Source organism: Streptomyces sp. NPDC041205, assembly GCF_055591765.1.
The window spans coordinates 23,444-42,145 of sequence record NZ_JBVIZH010000001.1; the positions used below are offsets into that span (position 1 = coordinate 23,444).

The 18,702-nt window shown below is 71.9% G+C and carries 17 protein-coding genes; 10 read left to right on the forward strand and 7 right to left on the reverse strand.

The genetic code is table 11. The annotated features are described in order from the left end of the window. Positions 1–64 precede the first annotated feature (64 nt). The 3 genes from ACZ6BG_RS00130 (at position 65) to tyrS (ending at position 4,373) form a co-directional block, all read left to right on the forward strand. Positions 65–1,621, forward strand: a complete 1,557-nt coding sequence (locus tag ACZ6BG_RS00130) for a TldD/PmbA family protein (protein ID WP_468994531.1) — start codon at positions 65–67, stop codon at positions 1,619–1,621. After that, positions 1,618–3,009 (forward strand): metallopeptidase TldD-related protein, encoded by a 1,392-nt coding sequence (locus tag ACZ6BG_RS00135; protein WP_468994534.1) that lies wholly within the window; start codon positions 1,618–1,620, stop codon positions 3,007–3,009. Before ACZ6BG_RS00130 ends, ACZ6BG_RS00135 begins: the two co-directional genes overlap by 4 nt. A gap of 98 nt (positions 3,010–3,107) precedes the next feature. Next, positions 3,108–4,373, forward strand: coding sequence for a tyrosine--tRNA ligase (tyrS, locus tag ACZ6BG_RS00140; RefSeq protein WP_468994536.1), 1,266 nt, complete (start codon positions 3,108–3,110; stop codon positions 4,371–4,373). 96 nt (positions 4,374–4,469) lie between these two features. Here tyrS and ACZ6BG_RS00145 read toward each other — a convergent pair whose 3' ends face one another. After that, on the reverse strand, positions 4,470–4,745 hold the full coding sequence (locus ACZ6BG_RS00145; RefSeq protein WP_468460346.1) for a GlsB/YeaQ/YmgE family stress response membrane protein: 276 nt from the start codon (positions 4,743–4,745) through the stop codon (positions 4,470–4,472). Positions 4,746–4,959: 214 nt separating this feature from the next. On the opposite strand from ACZ6BG_RS00145, the gene ACZ6BG_RS00150 reads away from it, so the two are divergent. Then, positions 4,960–5,349 carry a DUF3099 domain-containing protein gene (locus tag ACZ6BG_RS00150; RefSeq protein ID WP_468997784.1) on the forward strand — a complete coding sequence of 130 codons (390 nt, stop codon included), beginning with the start codon at positions 4,960–4,962 and terminating at the stop codon, positions 5,347–5,349. Between the two features lie 178 nt (positions 5,350–5,527). After that, positions 5,528–5,752, forward strand: a complete 225-nt coding sequence (locus tag ACZ6BG_RS00155; RefSeq protein ID WP_468994539.1) for a hypothetical protein — start codon at positions 5,528–5,530, stop codon at positions 5,750–5,752. Between the two features lie 19 nt (positions 5,753–5,771). Here the strand turns inward: ACZ6BG_RS00155 and moaA are convergent, their stop codons facing one another. From moaA to ACZ6BG_RS00170, 3 genes are all read right to left on the reverse strand, one after another. Continuing rightward, entirely contained in the window at positions 5,772–6,794 is a 1,023-nt protein-coding gene (moaA, locus tag ACZ6BG_RS00160; RefSeq protein WP_468997786.1) for a GTP 3',8-cyclase MoaA, read from the reverse strand. A 180-nt stretch (positions 6,795–6,974) separates the two neighbouring features. Beyond that, entirely contained in the window at positions 6,975–8,618 is a 1,644-nt protein-coding gene (locus tag ACZ6BG_RS00165; protein WP_468994541.1) for a solute symporter family protein, read from the reverse strand. Then, a complete protein-coding gene (locus tag ACZ6BG_RS00170) occupies positions 8,615–8,983 on the reverse strand; it encodes a DUF485 domain-containing protein (protein ID WP_468994544.1) in 369 nt (122 codons plus the stop codon). The genes ACZ6BG_RS00165 and ACZ6BG_RS00170 overlap by 4 nt, the downstream gene beginning before the upstream one ends. Positions 8,984–9,358: 375 nt before the next feature. Between ACZ6BG_RS00170 and ACZ6BG_RS00175 the strand changes: the two genes are divergently transcribed. The 5 genes from ACZ6BG_RS00175 to ACZ6BG_RS00195 all read left to right on the forward strand — a co-directional run bounded on the left by ACZ6BG_RS00175 (position 9,359) and on the right by ACZ6BG_RS00195 (position 16,160). Then, a complete protein-coding gene (locus tag ACZ6BG_RS00175; protein WP_468994547.1) occupies positions 9,359–10,942 on the forward strand; it encodes a S8 family peptidase in 1,584 nt (527 codons plus the stop codon). A gap of 13 nt (positions 10,943–10,955) precedes the next feature. Beyond that, positions 10,956–12,539, forward strand: a complete 1,584-nt coding sequence (locus tag ACZ6BG_RS00180) for a S8 family serine peptidase (RefSeq protein ID WP_468994549.1) — start codon at positions 10,956–10,958, stop codon at positions 12,537–12,539. 110 nt (positions 12,540–12,649) lie between these two features. Then, the gene (locus tag ACZ6BG_RS00185) at positions 12,650–13,258 is read left to right on the forward strand and encodes a hypothetical protein (protein WP_468994552.1); all 609 of its coding nucleotides are present in this window, start codon (positions 12,650–12,652) and stop codon (positions 13,256–13,258) included. 175 nt (positions 13,259–13,433) lie between these two features. Beyond that, complete coding sequence (locus ACZ6BG_RS00190; protein WP_468997789.1) at positions 13,434–14,813, forward strand: CoA transferase; 1,380 nt, start codon at positions 13,434–13,436, stop codon at positions 14,811–14,813. A 300-nt stretch (positions 14,814–15,113) separates the two neighbouring features. Next, positions 15,114–16,160 (forward strand): CopD family protein, encoded by a 1,047-nt coding sequence (locus ACZ6BG_RS00195; protein ID WP_468997791.1) that lies wholly within the window; start codon positions 15,114–15,116, stop codon positions 16,158–16,160. On the opposite strand, the gene ACZ6BG_RS00200 is transcribed toward ACZ6BG_RS00195, so the two are convergent. The 3 genes from ACZ6BG_RS00200 to ACZ6BG_RS00210 form a co-directional block, all read right to left on the reverse strand. Next, on the reverse strand, positions 16,129–16,761 hold the full coding sequence (locus ACZ6BG_RS00200; RefSeq protein ID WP_468997793.1) for a lysoplasmalogenase: 633 nt from the start codon (positions 16,759–16,761) through the stop codon (positions 16,129–16,131). The genes ACZ6BG_RS00195 and ACZ6BG_RS00200 overlap by 32 nt on opposite strands. A gap of 161 nt (positions 16,762–16,922) precedes the next feature. Next, entirely contained in the window at positions 16,923–17,813 is an 891-nt protein-coding gene (locus tag ACZ6BG_RS00205) for a sterol desaturase family protein (RefSeq protein ID WP_468994554.1), read from the reverse strand. A 134-nt stretch (positions 17,814–17,947) separates the two neighbouring features. After that, positions 17,948–18,670, reverse strand: a complete 723-nt coding sequence (locus ACZ6BG_RS00210; RefSeq protein ID WP_468994557.1) for a VIT1/CCC1 transporter family protein — start codon at positions 18,668–18,670, stop codon at positions 17,948–17,950. Between the last annotated feature and the right edge of the window lie 32 nt (positions 18,671–18,702).

Sequence of the window (18,702 nt, forward strand, 5' to 3'; positions counted from 1 at the left end):
GGGGGCGGCCGTGACCGTGCCGGGGCGAGCAGGCCCACCACAGGCGACAGCAGGGAGACATTCCGTGCCTCATTCCATCGATGAAGCCTTCACGGCGTTGCCGTTGCGGGCGCTCGCCGACGCGGCGCTCGCCCGCGCGCGTGCGCTTGGCGCCGAGCACGCGGACTTCCGGTTCGAGCGGGTGCGCAGCGCGGCCTGGCGGCTGCGGGACGCCAAGCCTGCCGGGTCGTCCGACACCACGGATCTGGGATACGCGGTGCGGGTGGTGCACGACGGGGCGTGGGGGTTCGCCTCGGGCGTCGATCTGACGATGGACGCGGCGGCCCGGGTCGCCTCGCAGGCCGTCGCGATGGCGAAGCTCTCGGCGCAGGTGATCAAGGCCGCGGGGTCCGACGTGGGGGCACCTCCCACGCCTTTCGGGCAGTGGGGGAGGGTGCAGCTCGCGGACGAGCCGGTGCACGCGGACCGGACCTGGATCTCCTCGTACGAGATCGATCCGTTCTCCGTACCGGCCGAGGAGAAGGCGGGGCTGCTCGCGGAGTGGAGCGCGCGGCTGCTCGCGGCCGACGGGGTCGCGCACGTGGACGCCTCGCTGCTCACCGTGCACGAGAACAAGTTCTACGCGGACACGGCGGGCACGGTGACCACCCAGCAGCGGGTGCGTCTGCATCCGCAACTGACCGCCGTCGCCGTCGACGAGTCCACCGGCGAGTTCGACTCGATGCGCACCATCGCGCCGCCGGTCGGCCGCGGCTGGGAGTACCTCACCGGGAACACCTGGGACTGGGCGGGGGAACTCGAACGGATTCCGGAGCAATTGGCGGAGAAGATGCGGGCGCCGAGCGTCGAGGCGGGCCGCTACGACCTCGTCGTCGACCCCTCGAACCTGTGGCTGACGATCCACGAGTCCATCGGCCACGCCACGGAGCTGGACCGCGCGCTCGGCTACGAGGCGGCGTACGCGGGCACCTCGTTCGCGACCTTCGACCAGCTCGGCAAGCTCGCGTACGGCTCGTCGCTGATGAACGTCACGGGCGACCGCACGGCCGAGCACGGGCTCGCGACCATCGGGTACGACGACGAGGGCGTGGCCGCGCAGTCCTGGGACCTGGTCAAGGACGGCACCCTCGTCGGCTACCAGCTTGACCGGCGGATCGCGAAGCTCACCGGCTTCGAGCGGTCCAACGGCTGCGCGTACGCCGACTCCCCCGGGCACGTCCCGGTGCAGCGCATGGCGAACGTCTCGCTGCAGCCCGACCCCGGCGGGCTCTCCACGGAGGACCTGATCAGCGGCGTCGACCGGGGCATCTACGTGGTCGGCGACCGCTCCTGGTCCATCGACATGCAGCGGTACAACTTCCAGTTCACCGGACAGCGCTTCTACAAGATCGAGAACGGGCGGCTCACCGGGCAGCTGCGCGATGTCGCCTACCAGGCGACGACCACCGACTTCTGGGGCTCGATGACGGCGATCGGCGGCCCCCAGACGTATGTCCTCGGCGGCGCCTTCAACTGCGGCAAGGCCCAGCCGGGCCAGGTCGCGGCCGTGTCGCACGGCTGCCCCTCCGCCCTCTTCTCGGGCGTCAACATCCTCAACACCACGCAGGAGGCCGGTCGATGAGCCGCACCGCCAAGCCGCACGAGATCGTCGAGCGCGCCCTGGAGCTGTCCACCGCCGACGGCTGCGTGGTGATCGCCGACGAGGAGTCGACGGCGAACCTGCGCTGGGCGGGCAACGCGCTCACCACCAACGGCGTCACCCGCGGCCGCACCCTCACCATCATCGCCACGGTCGACGGCAAGGAGGGCACCGCCTCCGGTGTCGTCTCGCGGTCCGCGGTGACCGCCGCCGACCTGGAGCCGCTGGTGCGGGCCGCCGAGGCCGCGGCGCGCACGGGAGGGCCCGCGGAGGACGCGCAGCCGCTGGTGGCCGACGCCCCGGCTTCGCCGGACTTCACGGACGCGCCCGCCGAGACGTCCTCTGCGGTCTTCGTGGACTTCGCGCCCGCGCTCGGCGAGGCGTTCGCCCGCGCCCGGGCGGGCGGCCGGGAGCTGTACGGATTCGCCAACCACGAGCTGACCTCCACCTATCTGGGTACGTCGACGGGGCTGCGGCTGCGCCACGACCAGCCGAGCGGCACCCTGGAGCTGAACGCGAAGTCCCCGGACCGCACCCGCTCGGCGTGGGCGGGCCGGGCCACCCGGGACTTCAAGGACGTCGACCCCGGCGCCCTGGACGAGGAGCTGGCGCGGCGCCTGGCCTGGGCGGAGCGACGGGTGGAGCTGCCCGCCGGGCGGTACGAGACGCTGCTTCCGCCGACCGCCGTCGCGGACCTGCTGATCTACCAGCTGTGGTCGTCGGCGGGGCGGGACGCCGCGGAGGGCCGCACGGTGTTCTCCAAGCCGGGCGGCGGCACCCGGGTCGGCGACCGGATCTCGGAGCTGCCGCTGACGCTGCGCAGCGACCCGAACGAGCCGGGTCTGGAGTCGGCGCCGTTCGTCCTCGCGCACGCCTCCGGCGACGACGCGTCGGTGTTCGACAACGGACTGCCGCTGCGGCCCACCGAGTGGCTGCGCGGGGGCGAGCTCGCGCAGCTCACGACGACCCGGCACAGCGCCGCGCTGACGGGCCTGCCGGTGGCCCCGGTGATCGACAACCTCATCCTCGACGGCGGCTCGGACCGCTCCCTCGACGACATGGTCGCGGCCACCGAGCGCGGCCTGCTGCTGACCTGCCTGTGGTACATCCGCGAGGTGGAGCCGGCGACGCTGCTGCTCACCGGCCTGACCCGGGACGGCGTGTACCTGGTGGAGAACGGCGAGGTGGTCGGCGAGGTGAACAACTTCCGCTTCAACGAGTCGCCGGTGGGCCTGCTGTCGCGGGCCAGTGAGGCGGGCCGTACGGAGAAGACGCTGCCGCGCGAGTGGGGCGACTGGTTCACCCGGGCCGCGATGCCCGCGCTGCGGGTCCCCGATTTCAATATGAGCTCTGTCAGCCAGGGCGTATAACCTCGGAGACTGCACCCGAGGTACGCCGGGGTGCACGCACCTCGGACACCGCACCTCGAGGTGCGCGGTTCCAGCACACCCAAGGAGACACGAGACCCGTGACGGACATCGTCGACGAGCTGAAGTGGCGGGGGCTGTTCTCGCAGTCCACCGACGAAGAAGCACTGCGCAAGGCGCTCGCGGACGGTCCCGTCACGTTCTATTGCGGCTTCGACCCGACGGCGGCGAGCCTGCACGTCGGGCATCTGGTGCAGGTCCTGACCGTGCGCCGGCTGCAGCAGGCGGGCCACCGCCCGCTCGCCCTGGTGGGCGGCGCCACGGGTCAGATCGGCGACCCGCGGCCGACCGCGGAGCGCACCCTGAACGACCCGGAGACGGTCGCGAACTGGGTGTCCCGGCTGCGCTCGCAGATCGAGCCGTTCCTGTCCTTCGAGGGCGAGAACGCCGCGGTCATGGTCAACAACCTGGACTGGACCGCGGGCATGTCCGCGATCGAGTTCCTGCGGGACATCGGCAAGCACTTCCGCGTGAACAAGATGCTCACCAAGGACTCGGTCGCCCGCCGCCTGGAGTCCCAGGAGGGCATCAGCTACACGGAGTTCAGCTACCAGCTGCTCCAGGGCATGGACTTCCTGGAGCTGTACCGCCGCCACGGCTGCACCCTGCAGCAGGGCGGCAGCGACCAGTGGGGCAACCTCACGGCGGGCATCGACCTGATCCACCGCCTGGAGCCGGACGCGACCGTGCACGCGCTCGCGACGCCCCTGATGACCAAGGCGGACGGCACCAAGTTCGGCAAGACCGAGGGCGGCGCCGTCTGGCTCGACCCGGAGATGACGACGCCGTACGCGTTCTACCAGTTCTGGCTGAACGTGGACGACCGGGACATCTCGAAGTACCTGCGCATCCTCAGCTTCAAGTCCCGCGAGGAGCTGGAGGAGCTGGAGAAGCAGACCGAGGAGCGTCCGCAGGCGCGCGCCGCGCAGCGCGCGCTCGCCGAGGAGCTGACCACGCTGGTGCACGGCGCCGACCAGTGCGCGGCCGTGATCGCCGCGTCGAAGGCGCTGTTCGGCCAGGGCGACCTTGTCGACCTCGACGAGGCGACGCTCGCGGCGGCGCTGTCGGAGCTGCCGCACATCCAGGTCGGCGAGCTTGGCCCGGTCGTGGACCTGTTCGCGGAGGTCGGCCTGGTGGCGAGCAAGTCGGCCGCGCGCCGCACGGTCAAGGAGGGCGGGGCGTACGTGAACAACGCGAAGGTCGCCGCCGAGGACGCCGTGGCGGACCGCGCGGACCTGCTGCACGGGCGCTGGCTGGTGCTGCGGCGCGGCAAGAAGAACCTGGCGGCGGTCGAGGTCACGGCCTGACCGCCCAGGTCAGGGCCGCGGTCACGGGCTGACCGCCGGGCACAGCAAGGGAGAGGGGCCGGTCCACACGGACCGGCCCCTCTCTTCTCCCCGCCACTAGGTCGTCTGTTTGCCGCCCTTGATCATCTTGTACGCGGCGTCGCCCAGGCCCACCACCACGAGTGCGGCGACCAACTGGAGCGCGTGCCGCCCCCAGTCGATGCCCTTGGTCTCGTCGATACCGAACCCGGCGGCCATCCAGTTGCCGAGTACGGCGCCGATGATGCCGAAGATGGTCGTCAGCCAGAGCGGACTGTGCTGCTTGCCCGGCAGGATCGCCTTGGCGATCAGGCCCAGCACGAATCCCACGATGATCGCCCACAACCAGCCCATAGCTGCCTCCTCAGACGGCTCGACATGAGCATTACGCTCAGTGTCGGCCCATCCGCCATACGGCGCATGTCGGGCACCTCCATACGTGGCGCGACGCAGCCCCCACCGGGAGCCGGGCCGCCCCCCGGTCTACGCGTCGGCGCAGGTGCGGCGTAACGTGGTGGAGCGTCCAGGCCGGGGAGAGCCTGGCATGACGGGCAGGCGGTGGAACGTGATGCGGAAGCAGAGCAGCGCCCAGGTCTTCCGGATCACAGGGGCCCGACAGGGCCTCGCGGACGACATCCGGGGCCGGCAGCGACGGTATGTGATCTCGATGTCGGTCCGTACTGTTTCAGTCATTGCCGCCGCGGTGCTCTGGAACGTCGAGCGCCATGTCGCTCTGGTCGCGCTGGTACTCGGAGTGCTCCTTCCGTACGTCGCCGTGGTGATCGCCAACGCCGGCCGTGAGAACACTCCGTCGCTGCCGTCAACCTTCGTACCGGCACCGTCGCGGCCGATGCTGCCGCCGACGGCGACCCGCGAACGGGCCGCGGAACCCGTCCCGGAAGATGTGACCCGGGTCACGACCGAGGACGCGAAGGCACGGTCGGGCGAACAAAGTTGACCGTCGACCTTACGCCAAGCTCAAGAAAACCTCAGATCAATCATGTAGTTCCAGTGCCAGGCGGCCGGTTCCCCGTGACATACTTCGTACGCGCTCCGCATCCCCCGTCGGAGCGACAGACCGACGCCGGGCAGCTCCCCCCGTGGCTGCTCGGCGTCGCCTTGTTTGGGATGAGTACGTGAGCGACGAAACACCGATCTGTTCCGCCAAGGGCTGCCGCGTCGCCGCGGTCTGGGTGCTCGCCTGGAACAACCCGAAGATCCACACTCCGGAGCGTCGCAAGACCTGGCTCGCGTGCGACGGACACCGCGAGCACCTGTCCCAATTCCTGGGCGTACGAGGCTTCTTGAAGGACGTCGTCCCGCTCGCCGAGTGGGAGCAGCCGGAGGGCTCCACCGGCTGACCGACCCGCCGGACGGACCCTAGCCGCCGATCGCGGACATCGGGCGGTCGGGCTGGAGGAACGACGGGTCGTCGAGGCCGGAGCCCGCCTTCTTGCCCCACATCGCGAGCCGCCAGATGCGGGCGATCTCCTCGTCCGCGCCGTCGTCGGCGCCGTCGCCCTCCGCGCCCTCGGGCGCCGCCCGCAGCGCCGCCCGCAGGTCGGTCTCCTCGCTGGCGAACAGGCAGGTGCGCACCTGGCCGTCGGCCGTGAGCCGGGTGCGGTCGCAGGCGGAGCAGAACGGGCGCGTGACGGAGGCGATCACGCCGACGCGGTGCGGGCCGCCGTCGACGACCCAGCGCTCGGCCGGGGCGGAGCCGCGCTTCGCGGAGCCCTCCTCGGTGAGGGTGAAGCGGGTGCGCAGCGAGGTCAGGATGTCACCGGCCGTGATCATGCCGTCGCGCTTCCAGCCGTGCTGGGCGTCCAGGGGCATCTGCTCGATGAAGCGCAGTTCGTAGTCGTTCTCCACGGCCCAGGCAAGGAGGTCGGGGGCCTCGTCGTCGTTCAGGCCCGGCATCAGGACCGTGTTGACCTTGACCGGGGTCAGGCCCGCGTCGCGGGCGGCTTCGAGGCCGTCGAGGACGTCGCGGTGGCGGTCGCGGCGGGTGAGGGTCTTGAAGACGTCCGGGCGCAGGGTGTCCAGGGAGACGTTGACCCGGTCCAGGCCCGCTTCCTTCAGGGCCTTGGCGGTGCGCTTGAGGCCGATGCCGTTCGTCGTGAGGGACATCCTGGGGCGCGGCTCCAGGGCGGCGCAGCGCTCGACGATGCCGACGAGACCGGGGCGCAGCAGCGGCTCGCCGCCGGTGAAGCGGACTTCCTCGATGCCGAGGCGCGTGACGGCTATGCGGATGAGGCGGACGATCTCGTCGTCCGTGAGCAGGTCCGGCTTGGCCAGCCACTGCAGGCCCTCTTCCGGCATGCAGTACGTGCACCGCAGATTGCAACGGTCGGTCAGCGAAACCCGCAGATCGGTGGCCACTCGGCCATACGTGTCGATGAGCACGTGGGCCCCCTCCCCGGTCCGGATCGGCATGCGGCGTTGCTACGCCCTTTGGCCACGAGCCTACGTGACGGTGCTGACATCGAAGAGGGGCATGATCCAACAGGAGCGGCGCGGCCGCGTCGTAGAGACCTACGACGATCTCGACGGCGCGGCCGCGAAGTGGTGCCTCAAGAAAGGGGCTCAGTGGGCGCCGGTGCCGGTCAGGGACCGGACCTCCAGCTCCGCGTACTTCTCCTTGTCGGGCTCCTCCTTCGACAGGACGGTGCCGAGCCAGCCGAGCAGGAAGCCGACCGGGATGGAGATCAGGCCCGGGTTCTCCAGCGGGAACCAGTGGAAGTCGACGCCCTTGAACATGGACGTCTTCTCGTTCCCGGAGACGACGGGTGAGAAAAGGACCAGGACGACGGCGGTGGTGAGGCCGCCGTAGATCGACCACAGCGCGCCCTGGGTGGTGAACCGCTTCCAGAAGAGGCTGTAGAGGATCGTCGGCAGGTTCGCGGACGCGGCCACGGCGAAGGCGAGGGCCACCAGGCCCGCCACGTTCAGATCGCGGGCGAGGGCGCCGAGGCCGATGGAGACGAGGCCGATGAAGACGGTCGCCCAGCGTGCGGCCTTGACCTCCTGCTTCTCGCTGGCCTGGCCCTTCTTGATGACGTTGGCGTAGATGTCGTGCGCGAACGAGGAGGACGAGGCGAGGGTGAGGCCCGCGACGACCGCGAGGATCGTGGCGAACGCGACGGCGGAGATCGTGGCGAGCAGGATGGCGCCCCAGTTGGAGTCCACTCCCCCCAGATGGAGCGCGAGCAGGGGAGCCGCCGTGTTGCCCGCCGGGTTGGAGTCGGTGATCTCCTTGGGGCTGATCAGCGCGGCGGCGCCGAACCCGAGGGCGATCGTCATCAGGTAGAAGGCGCCGATGATGCCGATGGCCCAGTTCACGGACTTCCGGGCGGCCTTGGCCGTCGGCACCGTGTAGAAGCGGATGAGGATGTGCGGCAGGCCCGCGGTGCCGAGCACCAGGGCGATGCCGAGCGAGATGAAGTCCAGCTTGGACGTCGCCGTCGCGCCGTACTTCAGGCCGGGCTCCAGGAACGGCGCGCCCTTGCCGCTGTTCTCGGCGGCGCTGCCGAGCAGGTCGGAGATGTTGAAGTCGAACTTGAGCAGCACCAGGAAGGTCAGCAGGAGCGCGCCCGCGATCAGCAGGACGGCCTTGACCATCTGCACCCAGGTGGTGCCCTTCATGCCGCCGATGGTGACGTACACGATCATCAGGACGCCGACGAGCGCGACGATGGCGACCTTGCCGCCGTCGCTGGTGATGCCGAGGAGCAGCGAGACCAGGACGCCCGCGCCCGCCATCTGCGCGAGCAGGTAGAAGATCGAGACGACGATGGTGGAGGTGCCCGCGGCGGTGCGCACGGGGCGCTGGCGCATGCGGTACGCGAGGACGTCCCCCATGGTGTAGCGGCCGGAGTTGCGCAGCGGCTCGGCGACCAGGAGCAGCGCCACGAGCCAGGCGACCAGGAAGCCGATGGAGTACAGGAAGCCGTCGTAGCCGAACAGGGCGATGGCGCCCGCGATGCCGAGGAAGGACGCGGCGGACATGTAGTCGCCGGAGACGGCGAGGCCGTTCTGGAAGCCGGTGAACTGCCGTCCGCCCGCGTAGAAGTCGGCGGCGCTCTTGGTCTGCCGGCCCGCCCACACGGTGATGACGAGGGTGGCGACGACGAAGACCGCGAACAGTGTGATGATCAGCGGCCGGTGCTCGCTGGCCTCGTTCGCGGCCAGCACGGTGCTCTGCGCCGAGTGGAGCTGAAGGGTGCTCACGCGCCGCCCTCCATCCGGGACTTGATGGCCTCTGCCTTGGGGTCGAGCTTGGTGGCGGCGTGGCGGGAGTACCACCAGGCGATGAGGAACGTGGTCAGGAACTGGGCGAGGCCGAGGACGAGGGCCACGTTGATGTTGCCGATGACCTTGGTGCCCATGAAGTCGCCCGCGTAGTTCGACAACAGGACGTACACGAGGTACCAGGCGATGAACGCGAGGGTCAGCGGGAACGCGAACGAGCGGTGGGCGGTGCGCAGTTCACCGAACTCCGCGCTCTGCTGCACCGCGACGAACTCCTCCGTGGAGGGCGTGACGGGGGTGGGTTCGGAGCCGCCCTTCGATGGTGGCGGTGCGTCGGTGGCCACGGAGTCTCCTCGTGGGACGGGGGTGGTGGGGAGGTGGGGGGAGCCGGAGGCGGTGCGGTGCATGGGGATCTGCGTTCTCTGCTCTCGGGGCCGTCGTGCGTGACGCGGATAGTGACACGGATCACGTGGCCGCGGATGGTGATGCTAAGCCCCGGGGACGTGATCCGACAGGGGGTTGATGTTGCTTCTGTCCACTGTTCAACGTCGCGGCGGCACGCCCGAAGCGGTCGAACTCACGCTTTTCCCGCTTTCTTCGGGAAGCCATTGCTGGCCTGGGAGTTCGGGGGATAACTTCACCCTGCACCACTCGTCATGCACCTGCCCGAGCACCAGCAGTGTTCGGGCAGTTCCGTATCCGGATGATGTGGAGATCCCATGGCTCATCTGCGCTCGTCACGCACGTCGCGCTCCAGACGCCTGGCGCTCGCGCTGCCGCTCGGTGTCGCGCTCGCCGCAGCGGTCGGCTTCGCGCCCGGCGCCGCGACCGCCGCCCCGCTCGACGCCCCCGGCTCCAGCACGGCGCGAGCCGCGGACACCGACGCGGCCGGCAAGCTGGCGTACGTCGTCAACACCAGGTCCGACGCCAAGACCCTGGCGCGTGTGAAGAAGGAGATAGCCAAGGCCGACGGCACGGTCGTCGTCACGTACGCGAAAATAGGCGTGATCGTCGCTCACTCGGCCAATCCGGACTTCGGCAGGACGCTGCGCGACGTGCGCGGTGTGCACTCCGCGGGCGCCACCCGCACCTCGCCGCTCACCCCGGCCGCCACCACGCAGGAGGGCGCGCCGTCCTTCGTGTCGAAGGAGCAGGCCAAGGCGCTCAAGCAGCGGGCCGCGGCGGGCAAGGGCGGTGCCGCCGCCCAGGAGCCGCTGGAAGCCGACCAGTGGGACCTGCGGGCCATCGGCGCCGACAAGGCGGCGCAGATCAACCCGGGCAGCAAGAAGGTCACCGTCGGCGTCATCGACACCGGTGTGGACGACACCCACCCCGACCTCGCGCCCAACTTCTCGGCCTCGCAGTCCGCGAGCTGCGTCGGCGGCAAGGCCGACACCTCCCCCGGCGCCTGGCGCCCGGCGAAGCCCGAGCACTACCACGGCACGCACGTGGCGGGCGAGGTGGCCGCCGCGCGCAACGACGTCGGCGTCGCGGGTGTCGCGCCCGGCGTGAAGGTCGCGGGCATCAAGGTGGCCGACCCGGTCAGCGAGCTGTTCTTCCCGGAGAGCGTGGTCTGCGCCTTCGTGTTCGCCGCCGACAACGGCATCGAGATCACCAACAACAGCTACTACGTGGACCCGTGGCTGTACAACTGCAAGGACGACCCGGACCAGCGGGCCATCCTCGACGCGGTCAACCGCGCCCAGCTGTACGCCAAGAAGAAGGGCACCCTGAACCTCGCCTCCGCGGGCAACTCCAACCACGACCTGGACGCGGACGCGATCGTCGACGACTCCAGCCCCGACGACTCCACGCCGGTCCCCCGCACCATCGACCCGCACGAGTGCCTCGACATCCCGACCCAGCTCCCTGGCGTCGTCACGGTCAGCGCGACGGGCGTGTACAAGGCCAAGTCGTACTACTCGACGTACGGCAACGGCGTCATCGACGTGGCGGCCCCCGGCGGCGACCGGCGCTACCAGAAGCCGACCGACACCCCCTCCAAGGACGGCGGCATCCTCTCCACGATGCCGGGCGGCCAGTACGCGTGGCTGCAGGGCACGTCGATGGCGTCCCCGCACGCGGCCGGTGTCGCGGCGCTGCTGAAGTCCACGCACCCGAAGGCGGGCCCGGCCGAGTTGCAGCGGCTGCTCAAGCGGCAGGCCGACAACCCGGGCTGCCCCACGAAGCCGTACGACCCCGACGGCGACGGCAAGGTCGACGCCGTCTGCAAGGGCGACAAGAACAAGAACGGCTTCTACGGCCACGGGATCGTCGACGCGCTCGACGCCGTGAAGAAGTAAGGGGAACGGCACCTTGAGCAGCAAGCAGACCAGCAGGACCGGCCGGGCCGGACGCCGCGCCGTCGCCCTTCCCCTCGGGGTCGCGGTGGTGTCCGCGCTCGCCTTCCTGCCGGGCACCGCGTCCGCGCAGAGCGACGCTCCGGCGGCGCCCGCGGCCCCGGGGGTCGGCGTCCTCGCCGCCGCCGCGCCCGCGGACGGTTCGACGATGAGCTATGTCGTCAACGTCCGTACCGGGCAGGGTGGTTGGGTGGCCAAGTACGTCAAGAAGGCCATCGCCAAGGCCGACGGCAAGGTCGTGATCTCGTACGACAAGATCGGTGTGATCGTCGTCCACTCCGCGAACCCCGACTTCGCGAAGACGATCCGCAAGGTCAAGGGCGTGCAGTCGGCCGGTGCCACGCGCACGGCGCCGTTGCAGGCGCAGTCCAGCGACGACATCGACGCCGCGCGGCCGCTGTCCGCGAAGGAGGCCGAGGCCGCCGCGGGCAAGGCCGCCGGCGACCAGGACGAGCTGGAGCCGCTGCAGTGGGACCTGCCCGCCATGAAGGCGGACCAGGCCCACAAGGTCTCCCTCGGCAGCCCGAAGGTGACGGTCGGCGTTCTCGACTCCGGCGTCGACGACACCCACCCGGACATCGCGCCGAACTTCGACAAGCGCGCGTCCGCGAGCTGTCTGGGCGGCGTGCCCACGCAGAAGGACAACGCGTGGCGCCCGGTGGCCAAGGAGAGCGACCACGGCATGCACGTGGCGGGCACCATCGCCGCCGCGAAGAACGGCACCGGCGTCACCGGTGTCGCGCCGGGCGTGAAGGTCGCGAGCCTGAAGGTGGCCGAGCCGGCGACCGGCATGTACTACACGGAGGCCGTCGTCTGCGGCTTCATGTGGGCGGCCGACCACGGCGTGGACGTCACCAACAGCAGCTACTACACCGACCCGTGGCTGTTCAACTGCCGTACCGACGCCGACCAGAAGGCACTGGTCGACGCGGTCGGGCGGGCGACCAGGTACGCGGAGCGCAAGGGCGCGGTGAACGTCGCCGCGGCCGGCAACGCGGAGACGGACCTCGCCCAGGACGAGATCGTCGACGAGTCGAGCCCGGACGACACGACGCCCGTCAAGCGGACCATCAAGACCGCGGACTGCTTCGACATACCGTCGCAGCTGCCGGGCGTGGTGACCGTGTCGTCGACGGGCGCGAAGGGCATCAAGTCGTCGTTCTCGAACTACGGCAAGGGTGTCATCGACATCGCGGCGCCGGGTGGCGACTCCACCGCCTTCCAGAAGCCGCAGCCGCCCGCCACCAGCGGTCTCATCCTGTCGACGCTGCCGGGCGGCAAGTTCGGCTACAAGGCCGGTACGTCGATGGCCTCGCCGCACACCGCGGGCGTCGCCGCGCTCATCAAGTCGACACACCCCAAGGCCTCCGCGGCCCGGGTGAAGGCCCTGCTGTACCGCCAGGCCGACGCGATGGCGTGCACCGACCCGTACGACATCGACGGCGACGGCAAGGTCGACGCGGTGTGCGCGGGCGGGAAGAACAAGAACGGCTTCTACGGCGTGGGCATGTCCGACGCGCTGGACGCCGTGCGGAAGTAAGGCGCGGGGCGCGAGCCGCGCCCCGCTGGAATGACGCCTCGCGGTGAGCGGGGCGGTGAGGGGCCGGGCGGTGTACGTGCCGTCCGGCCCTTCGCGAGAGGATGCCGCACATGTACGCGTACCAGGACTCGACGTTCGTCTACGAGGGCCAGCAGGAGTGGCGAGCCGAACCCGACCGCCCCAGATGGCAGTTGTGGCTCCGGTTCGTGCTCACCGTGCTGATCCTTCCGGTGTGGTGGCTGCTGCTCCTGGTCGTCGCGCTCGTCACGATCGTGGTCGCGATGTTCGCCGAGATCCTGACCGTCATCCCGGGCTTCGAGCGCGGTGCCGAGCGCGCCATGGACGCCGTCATCGGCAAGATCTCCCTCTGGCCGCGCTGGTCGGTGACCTGGCCCGAGCTGCGCCACGAGGGCGACACCGTCTTCTACCGCGCGCGGGTCGACGCGTACCTGGACACATGGACGAAGCGGGCGTCGAAGCCCAGGGCCCCGAAGAAGCCCGCGCCCCCGACGGAGTGCGAGGTGCCGTGGCGCAAGTACCGGGGCGTCGGCGGCGCGTACGTCGTCGAGGCGGCGGCGCGACGCGGCTGGGAGCTGCGCCCCTCCGACCCGGCGGAGGAGATCCGGCTGTGGTGGTCGGCGGCTTCGGCGCCGGGGGCCACGGGGCCGGGCGCCGTGGGGCCGGGGGCGACGGGGTACCCGCCCGCGGGCACGGCATAGTGGCTGTATGACGCAATCACCCTTGGCGGGCGCTGGTGGGGAGCGGGGGCCGTTGAACGGGGCCGGGGTCCCGGGGCCGTTGGACGGAGCCGTGGCCCAGGGGCCCGATGCCGCGGTCCCGGGACCGTTGGACGGAGCCGTGGCCCAGGGCCCCGATGCCGTGGTCCCGGGGCCGTTGGACGGAGCCGTGGTCGCCTGGGACGCGCTCGGGGGCGACCCCGCGCTCCTGTCCCGGCTCTCCCCCGTCGTACGGGAGGACACCCTGCCCGCCCGGCTCCCCGTGCGTGCGCTCGCGCGGTCCTGTGTGGGCGTCTGCGCGCTCGCCGCCGCCGAGTTGGCGGCCCTGCGCACGGGGCGGGACGTGCCGCACGCGCGCGTGGACGACGGTGCGGTGGCCGCCGCGTTCACCAGTGAACGACACCTGCTCGTGAACGGGCGCGCGCCGGAGTCGTTCGCGCCCCTGTCGCGGTTCTGGCGGACCGCCGACGGCTGGGTGCGCACGCACGCCAACTACCCGCACCACCGGGCCCGGCTCCTCGCCGCGCTGGGTCTCGGCGACGGCGACGCGTCCGTGGAGCGCGTCGCCGCCCGGCTCGCGGAGCTGCCCGCCGCCGAGGCCGAGGAGGCGGTGTACGCCGCCGGGGGTCTGGCCGTCGCCCTGCGCACGCCGCGGGAGTGGGCGGCGCATCCGCAAGGGGCCGCGGTGGCCGGGCTGCCCCTGGTGAGCCGGGAGCGGCTCGGGGGGCCGTCCGAGGTGCCGCCGCCGACGCGCCTGGGCGGACCGGGCGACGCGCACCCGCTCCTGCCCGCCGCCGGGCTCCGCGTCCTCGACCTCACCCGCGTCATCGCCGGACCGGTCGCCACCCGCACCCTCGCCCTGCTCGGCGCCGACGTCCTGCGCGTCGACCCGCCGCACCTGCCCGAACTCCCCGACCAGCACGCCGACACCGGCTTCGGCAAACGCTCCACCACCCTCGACCTCGGCGACCACGCGGACCGGCGCGCCTTCGACGACCTGCTCGCCGGGGCCGACGTGGTCGTGACCGGCTACCGGCCCGGGACGCTCGACCGGTTCGGGCTCGCCCCCGAGGCGCTGGCCGAGCGGCGGCCGGGGCTCGTCGTGGCGCAGCTCTCGGCGTGGGGCACGAGCGGCCCGTGGTCCGGCCGCCGCGGCTTCGACAGCCTGGTGCAGGTGGCCACGGGCATCGCGGCCGTCGAGGGCGCGCCGGAGGCGCCCGGCGCGCTGCCCGCGCAGGCGCTGGACCACGGCACGGGCTATCTGCTGGCCGCTGCGGTCCTGCGGGCGCTCTCCGAGCGGCTGACGGACGCCGCCGACGGCGCGGGCGGCACGCCGGTGGTGCGGCTCGCCCTCGCGCGGACGGCGGCGTGGCTCACGGGTTGGCCGACGTACACGGCGGATCCGTGGCTCACCGGGACGGACGGTCCCCTGGGGCGGCTGCGGCACGCCCTGCCGCCGGTGTCCTTCGACGCCGGGCCCGTGAACTGGGAGCGGCCGCCGGGCGGTTGGGGCGGGGACGCCCCTGTGTGGCGGTGAGCGGGGCCGGATGGGCGGAATGACGTTCCGCCAGTTGTTTGCCCGGACTTGCCCGGGAGTGCGACCACTGGTGAAGATCTTGTGGTGAGCTCCATACGACCGCCAGGGGACCCGGGCGGCGAGGCCACGGCCGGGACGGCCGCCGCCTCGTCGCCCACGGGGTATTCGGCCGCGCCGCACCATCCGGGGCAGGCGGGCCCGGCCGACGCGCACGCGGCTCCGCCCGACACGACGTATCCGGCCCCCGGCACGGCGTATCCGACCGCGCCCGACACGACGTATCCGAACCCGGCCGACACGTTGCACCTCACCGTACGGCGCACGGAGTACCCCCCTGCGCCGCCCGCCGCACCCACGGCCCCCCACGCCACCGCGCCCCGCCGCCCCTCCTCCGGCCGGGCCGTCGCCCTGCTCGTCCTCGTGGCCGTCGCCGCGGTCGTCCCGCTGTTCGGGCCCGCCGCCGTCCTTGACGGCACCGGTGAGGCCGAGGCGCCGGGCACGCCGGGGATCACGTTCCTGCGGACGGTGCTGTTCGCCGCGCTGTGCGTGCAGCTGGGCGAGGTGTTCGTACGGCGGCTCGCGCGCCGGGTGCCGGGGGCGCCGCTCGCCTCGGCGCCGCCGGGGTGGGGGCGGTGGGCGGCCGTCGCGGGCTGTGTCGCCGCGCTCGGCCTCGCCTCGGTCGTCGCCAGCGGCAACCTGGTGCCGCACCAGCCGTCCGACCTGGACGTCGGCGGCCTCTACCAGTCACGGGACGGCCGCCTCGCCCTTCTTGAGGTCAACGCCTTCGTCGTGGCCGCCCTCTGCGCCCGCTCGCGCCGCCCGGACAGCGCGGTCCTGCCGCTGGCCGCCGTGATCGTGGCGGAGGCGCTGCGCGCGCACCCGCCGACGGAGGAGGCCGCGCTCGTCGGCTCCGGGCTCACGCTGGTGCATCTGACGTGTGCGGCACTGTGGGCGGGCGGCCTGCTGTACGCGCTGCGTACGCTGCGGAGCTGGCGAAGGACCGCACCGGAGGCGGGCGTTGCCGTGCTCGGCCGCTACGCGCGCGTGGCCGCCGTCCTGTTCGCCGCGATCACCGCGAGCGGAATCGTCAGCACGCTGCGCCGCATGCCGCCGGACACCGTGGCCGACCAGTTGACGGACACGGCGTACGGCCGCACCCTGCTCGCCAAGGTGCTGCTCGTGGCCGTCGTCGCCGTCCTCGCGCTGCTCTCCCGGCGCCGTCTGAAGCGGTCCCCTCAGCGCACGCTCAGCACGTACGCGCCCGCGCGCGCCGAGGTGATGGCGCTCGGGGCCGTGGTCGCGGTGTCGGCGCTGCTCACCGTCGTTCCGGTGCCGATCCGCTGGTGAGGGTGCCGGTGAGCACGCCCCGGGTCAGGAGGGCCTGGGCGGCCAGGTAGGTCAGCATGATCCAGAAGTCGGGGCGGGGCGCCTGGGGCCAGTCGGCGACGTCCGTGGCAATGAGGGTGTCCGACAGCAGGAAGAGGCCGCCACCCGCCGCCGCGGTCAGTCCGAGGGTGGTCGCGCCGAAGGCCATGGCGGTCAGGAGCAGGCTGTAGCCCGCCACCGGGATCCGCATGTCCGACGGCAGGTCGGGCCACAGGAGCGCCACGGTGACGATCAGGGCGCAGGCGTAGGTGGCCACGACGAAGGTGCCCCGGGCCGGGGCGTGGTGTTCGCCGTGTCTGCGGAACAGGGCCAGGTAGCAGAGGTGGCCGACGGCGAAGGAGCCCATGCCCGCGAGGAAGAGGGGGTCGGCGTCACCGAGGAGCAGGACGTCGCCGCCCCAGCCGAAGAGGAGGGCCGCGGTCAGGAGGCGCGGGCCCTGGCGGAGGGCTGCGTAGGCGGCGAGCAGGGGCATCAGGAGGGGCTTCAGTACGGTGTGGCCCGTGTCGGCCCCGAAGGCCAGGGCCAGGAGGTCGCCGACCGCGGCCAGGGCGAAGGCCGCCAGGGCCGCTGTGCCGTAGCTGTGGCTCCTGGACGTAGGTGCATGGGTGCCCGGCGCCGGGAGTTGCTCTGAGGGCGGGATCCGCCCCGCGGCACGATGGCCCACAACGGGGGACGACAGCGTCGGCTCACCGCGGGCCACACCGCTGCCCGGCTCCGCCCGCGTCACGCCGCCGGCTCCGTCGTGCGTTCGTGTGTCGGCGCCGGGGCCGCGACGGGCTGCTGGGGCGGTCGCCAGCCCGGCCCCCGGAAGACGTGGCCTGCTCGGTCGCTCCAGGAGGATGCCTGCTTCAGGTCTCTGGCGATCGCCGCGTACTCGTGGGTGGCCACGCGCAGCGGGTTGTACGTCGTGATGTTCTTCGTGAGGCCGTAGACCGGGCGGTCGGTCTCGGGGACCCAGGAGCGGAACAGGCGGTCCCAGACGATCAGGATGCCGCCGAAGTTGCGGTCCAGGTAGCCGCCCTGGGACGCGTGGTGGACGCGGTGGTGGGACGGCGTGTTGAAGACGTACTCGATCGGCCGTGGCAGCTTGCCGATGCGTTCGGTGTGGATCCAGAACTGGTACACGAGGTTCGTCGCGGAGCAGAAGGCGAGCGCGGCCGGGTGCACGCCGAGCGCGATCAGGGGCAGGTAGAACGGCCACACCGTCAGGCTCGTCCAGGGCTGGCGGAGCGCGGTGGTGAGGTTGAACTTCTCGCTGGAGTGGTGCACCACGTGGCAGGCCCACAGGACGCGGATCACGTGGTGGCCGCGGTGCGACCAGTAGTAGAAGAAGTCCTGCGCGAGCAGCATCAGCGGGATCGTCCACCACAGGACGGGCACGCGCAGCGGCGTCAGCGCGTACACCCCGGAGTAGACGGCGACGATCGGGATCTTCCAGAGGAAGTCGAAGGCCAGGCTGCCGAGCCCCATGGTGATGCTGGTGGCGGCGTCCTTGGTCTCGTACCCGGCGGCGTCCTCGTCGGGGTGGACCCGGTGGCTGATGATCTCGACGACCGTGAGCACCACGAAGGCGGGGATGGACCACAGCACGACATCGGGCAGGTTCGGGGACATGCGTGCACGGTAGAACGGCCTCTGGGCTGCCGCTAGGGGTTGTTACTGCTAAGTATTACCGCGGGTACGGCCCTGGTTTTTGGCGATCTCCACCAATGCGGCACCCCTGCGGGGCGCAGGTCCGGACCACCGCCTCACACCCCGGCCGCGCCGAGCAGCGCCCCCGTCCCGTACGTCACCGCCATCGCGAGCGCCCCGCCCGCCACGTTCCGCACGACGGCGGGCCGCACCGCCGCAGAGCCGAGCCGGGCGCTGCTGAAGCCCGTGAGGACGAGCGCGCCGAGCACCGAGAGGACCGTGACGCCGAGGCGCCAGTCGGCGGGCGGGAGCACCATGGCGAGCAGCGGGAGCAGCGCGCCCGCGGTGAACGCGAGGAAGCTCGCCCACGCGGCGTGCCAGGGGTTGGTCAGCTCGTCGGGGTCGATGCCGAGCTCCACGCGCGCGTGGGCGCTCAGCGCGTCCCGTTCGGTGAGCTGCACGGCGGCCTCGCGGGCCACGTCACGGCTGAGCCCGCGCCCTTCGAGGAGGTCGGTCAGCTCGGCGAGTTCGGCCTCAGGCCGCTCGCGCAGTTCGCGCCTCTCCAGGGCCAGGGCGGCCTTCTCGGAGTCGCGCTGGGTGGACACGGAGACGTACTCGCCCGCGGCCATCGACATCGACCCGGCGAGCAGTCCGGCGAGGCCCGCCGTCAGGATCGTGGCGCGTTCACTGGTGGCGCCGGCGACGCCGACGACGAGGCCCGCGGTGGACACGATGCCGTCGTTGGCGCCGAGCACCGCGGCGCGCAGCCAGTTGAGGCGGGTGCCGAGCGCCCCGCTGTGGGCCTCGTCGTGGTCGGGGGCGGGCGCCTGATCGCTCATCTGGGGAGGGTCTCACCCGGTGCGCCGCCCGC

What these genes read in the sequence shown, in the direction of transcription:
- ACZ6BG_RS00135 (WP_468994534.1), top strand. Translation starts at nt 1,618, where the DNA reads ATGAGCCGCACCGCCAAGCCGCACGAGATCGTCGAGCGCGCCCTGGAG.
- ACZ6BG_RS00205 (WP_468994554.1), bottom strand. Translation starts at nt 17,813, where the DNA reads ATGTCCCCGAACCTGCCCGATGTCGTGCTGTGGTCCATCCCCGCCTTC.
- ACZ6BG_RS00150 (WP_468997784.1), top strand. Translation starts at nt 4,960, where the DNA reads ATGCGGAAGCAGAGCAGCGCCCAGGTCTTCCGGATCACAGGGGCCCGA.
- ACZ6BG_RS00175 (WP_468994547.1), top strand. Translation starts at nt 9,359, where the DNA reads ATGGCTCATCTGCGCTCGTCACGCACGTCGCGCTCCAGACGCCTGGCG.
- ACZ6BG_RS00145 (WP_468460346.1), bottom strand. Translation starts at nt 4,745, where the DNA reads ATGGGCTGGTTGTGGGCGATCATCGTGGGATTCGTGCTGGGCCTGATC.
- ACZ6BG_RS00185 (WP_468994552.1), top strand. Translation starts at nt 12,650, where the DNA reads ATGTACGCGTACCAGGACTCGACGTTCGTCTACGAGGGCCAGCAGGAG.
- ACZ6BG_RS00210 (WP_468994557.1), bottom strand. Translation starts at nt 18,670, where the DNA reads ATGAGCGATCAGGCGCCCGCCCCCGACCACGACGAGGCCCACAGCGGG.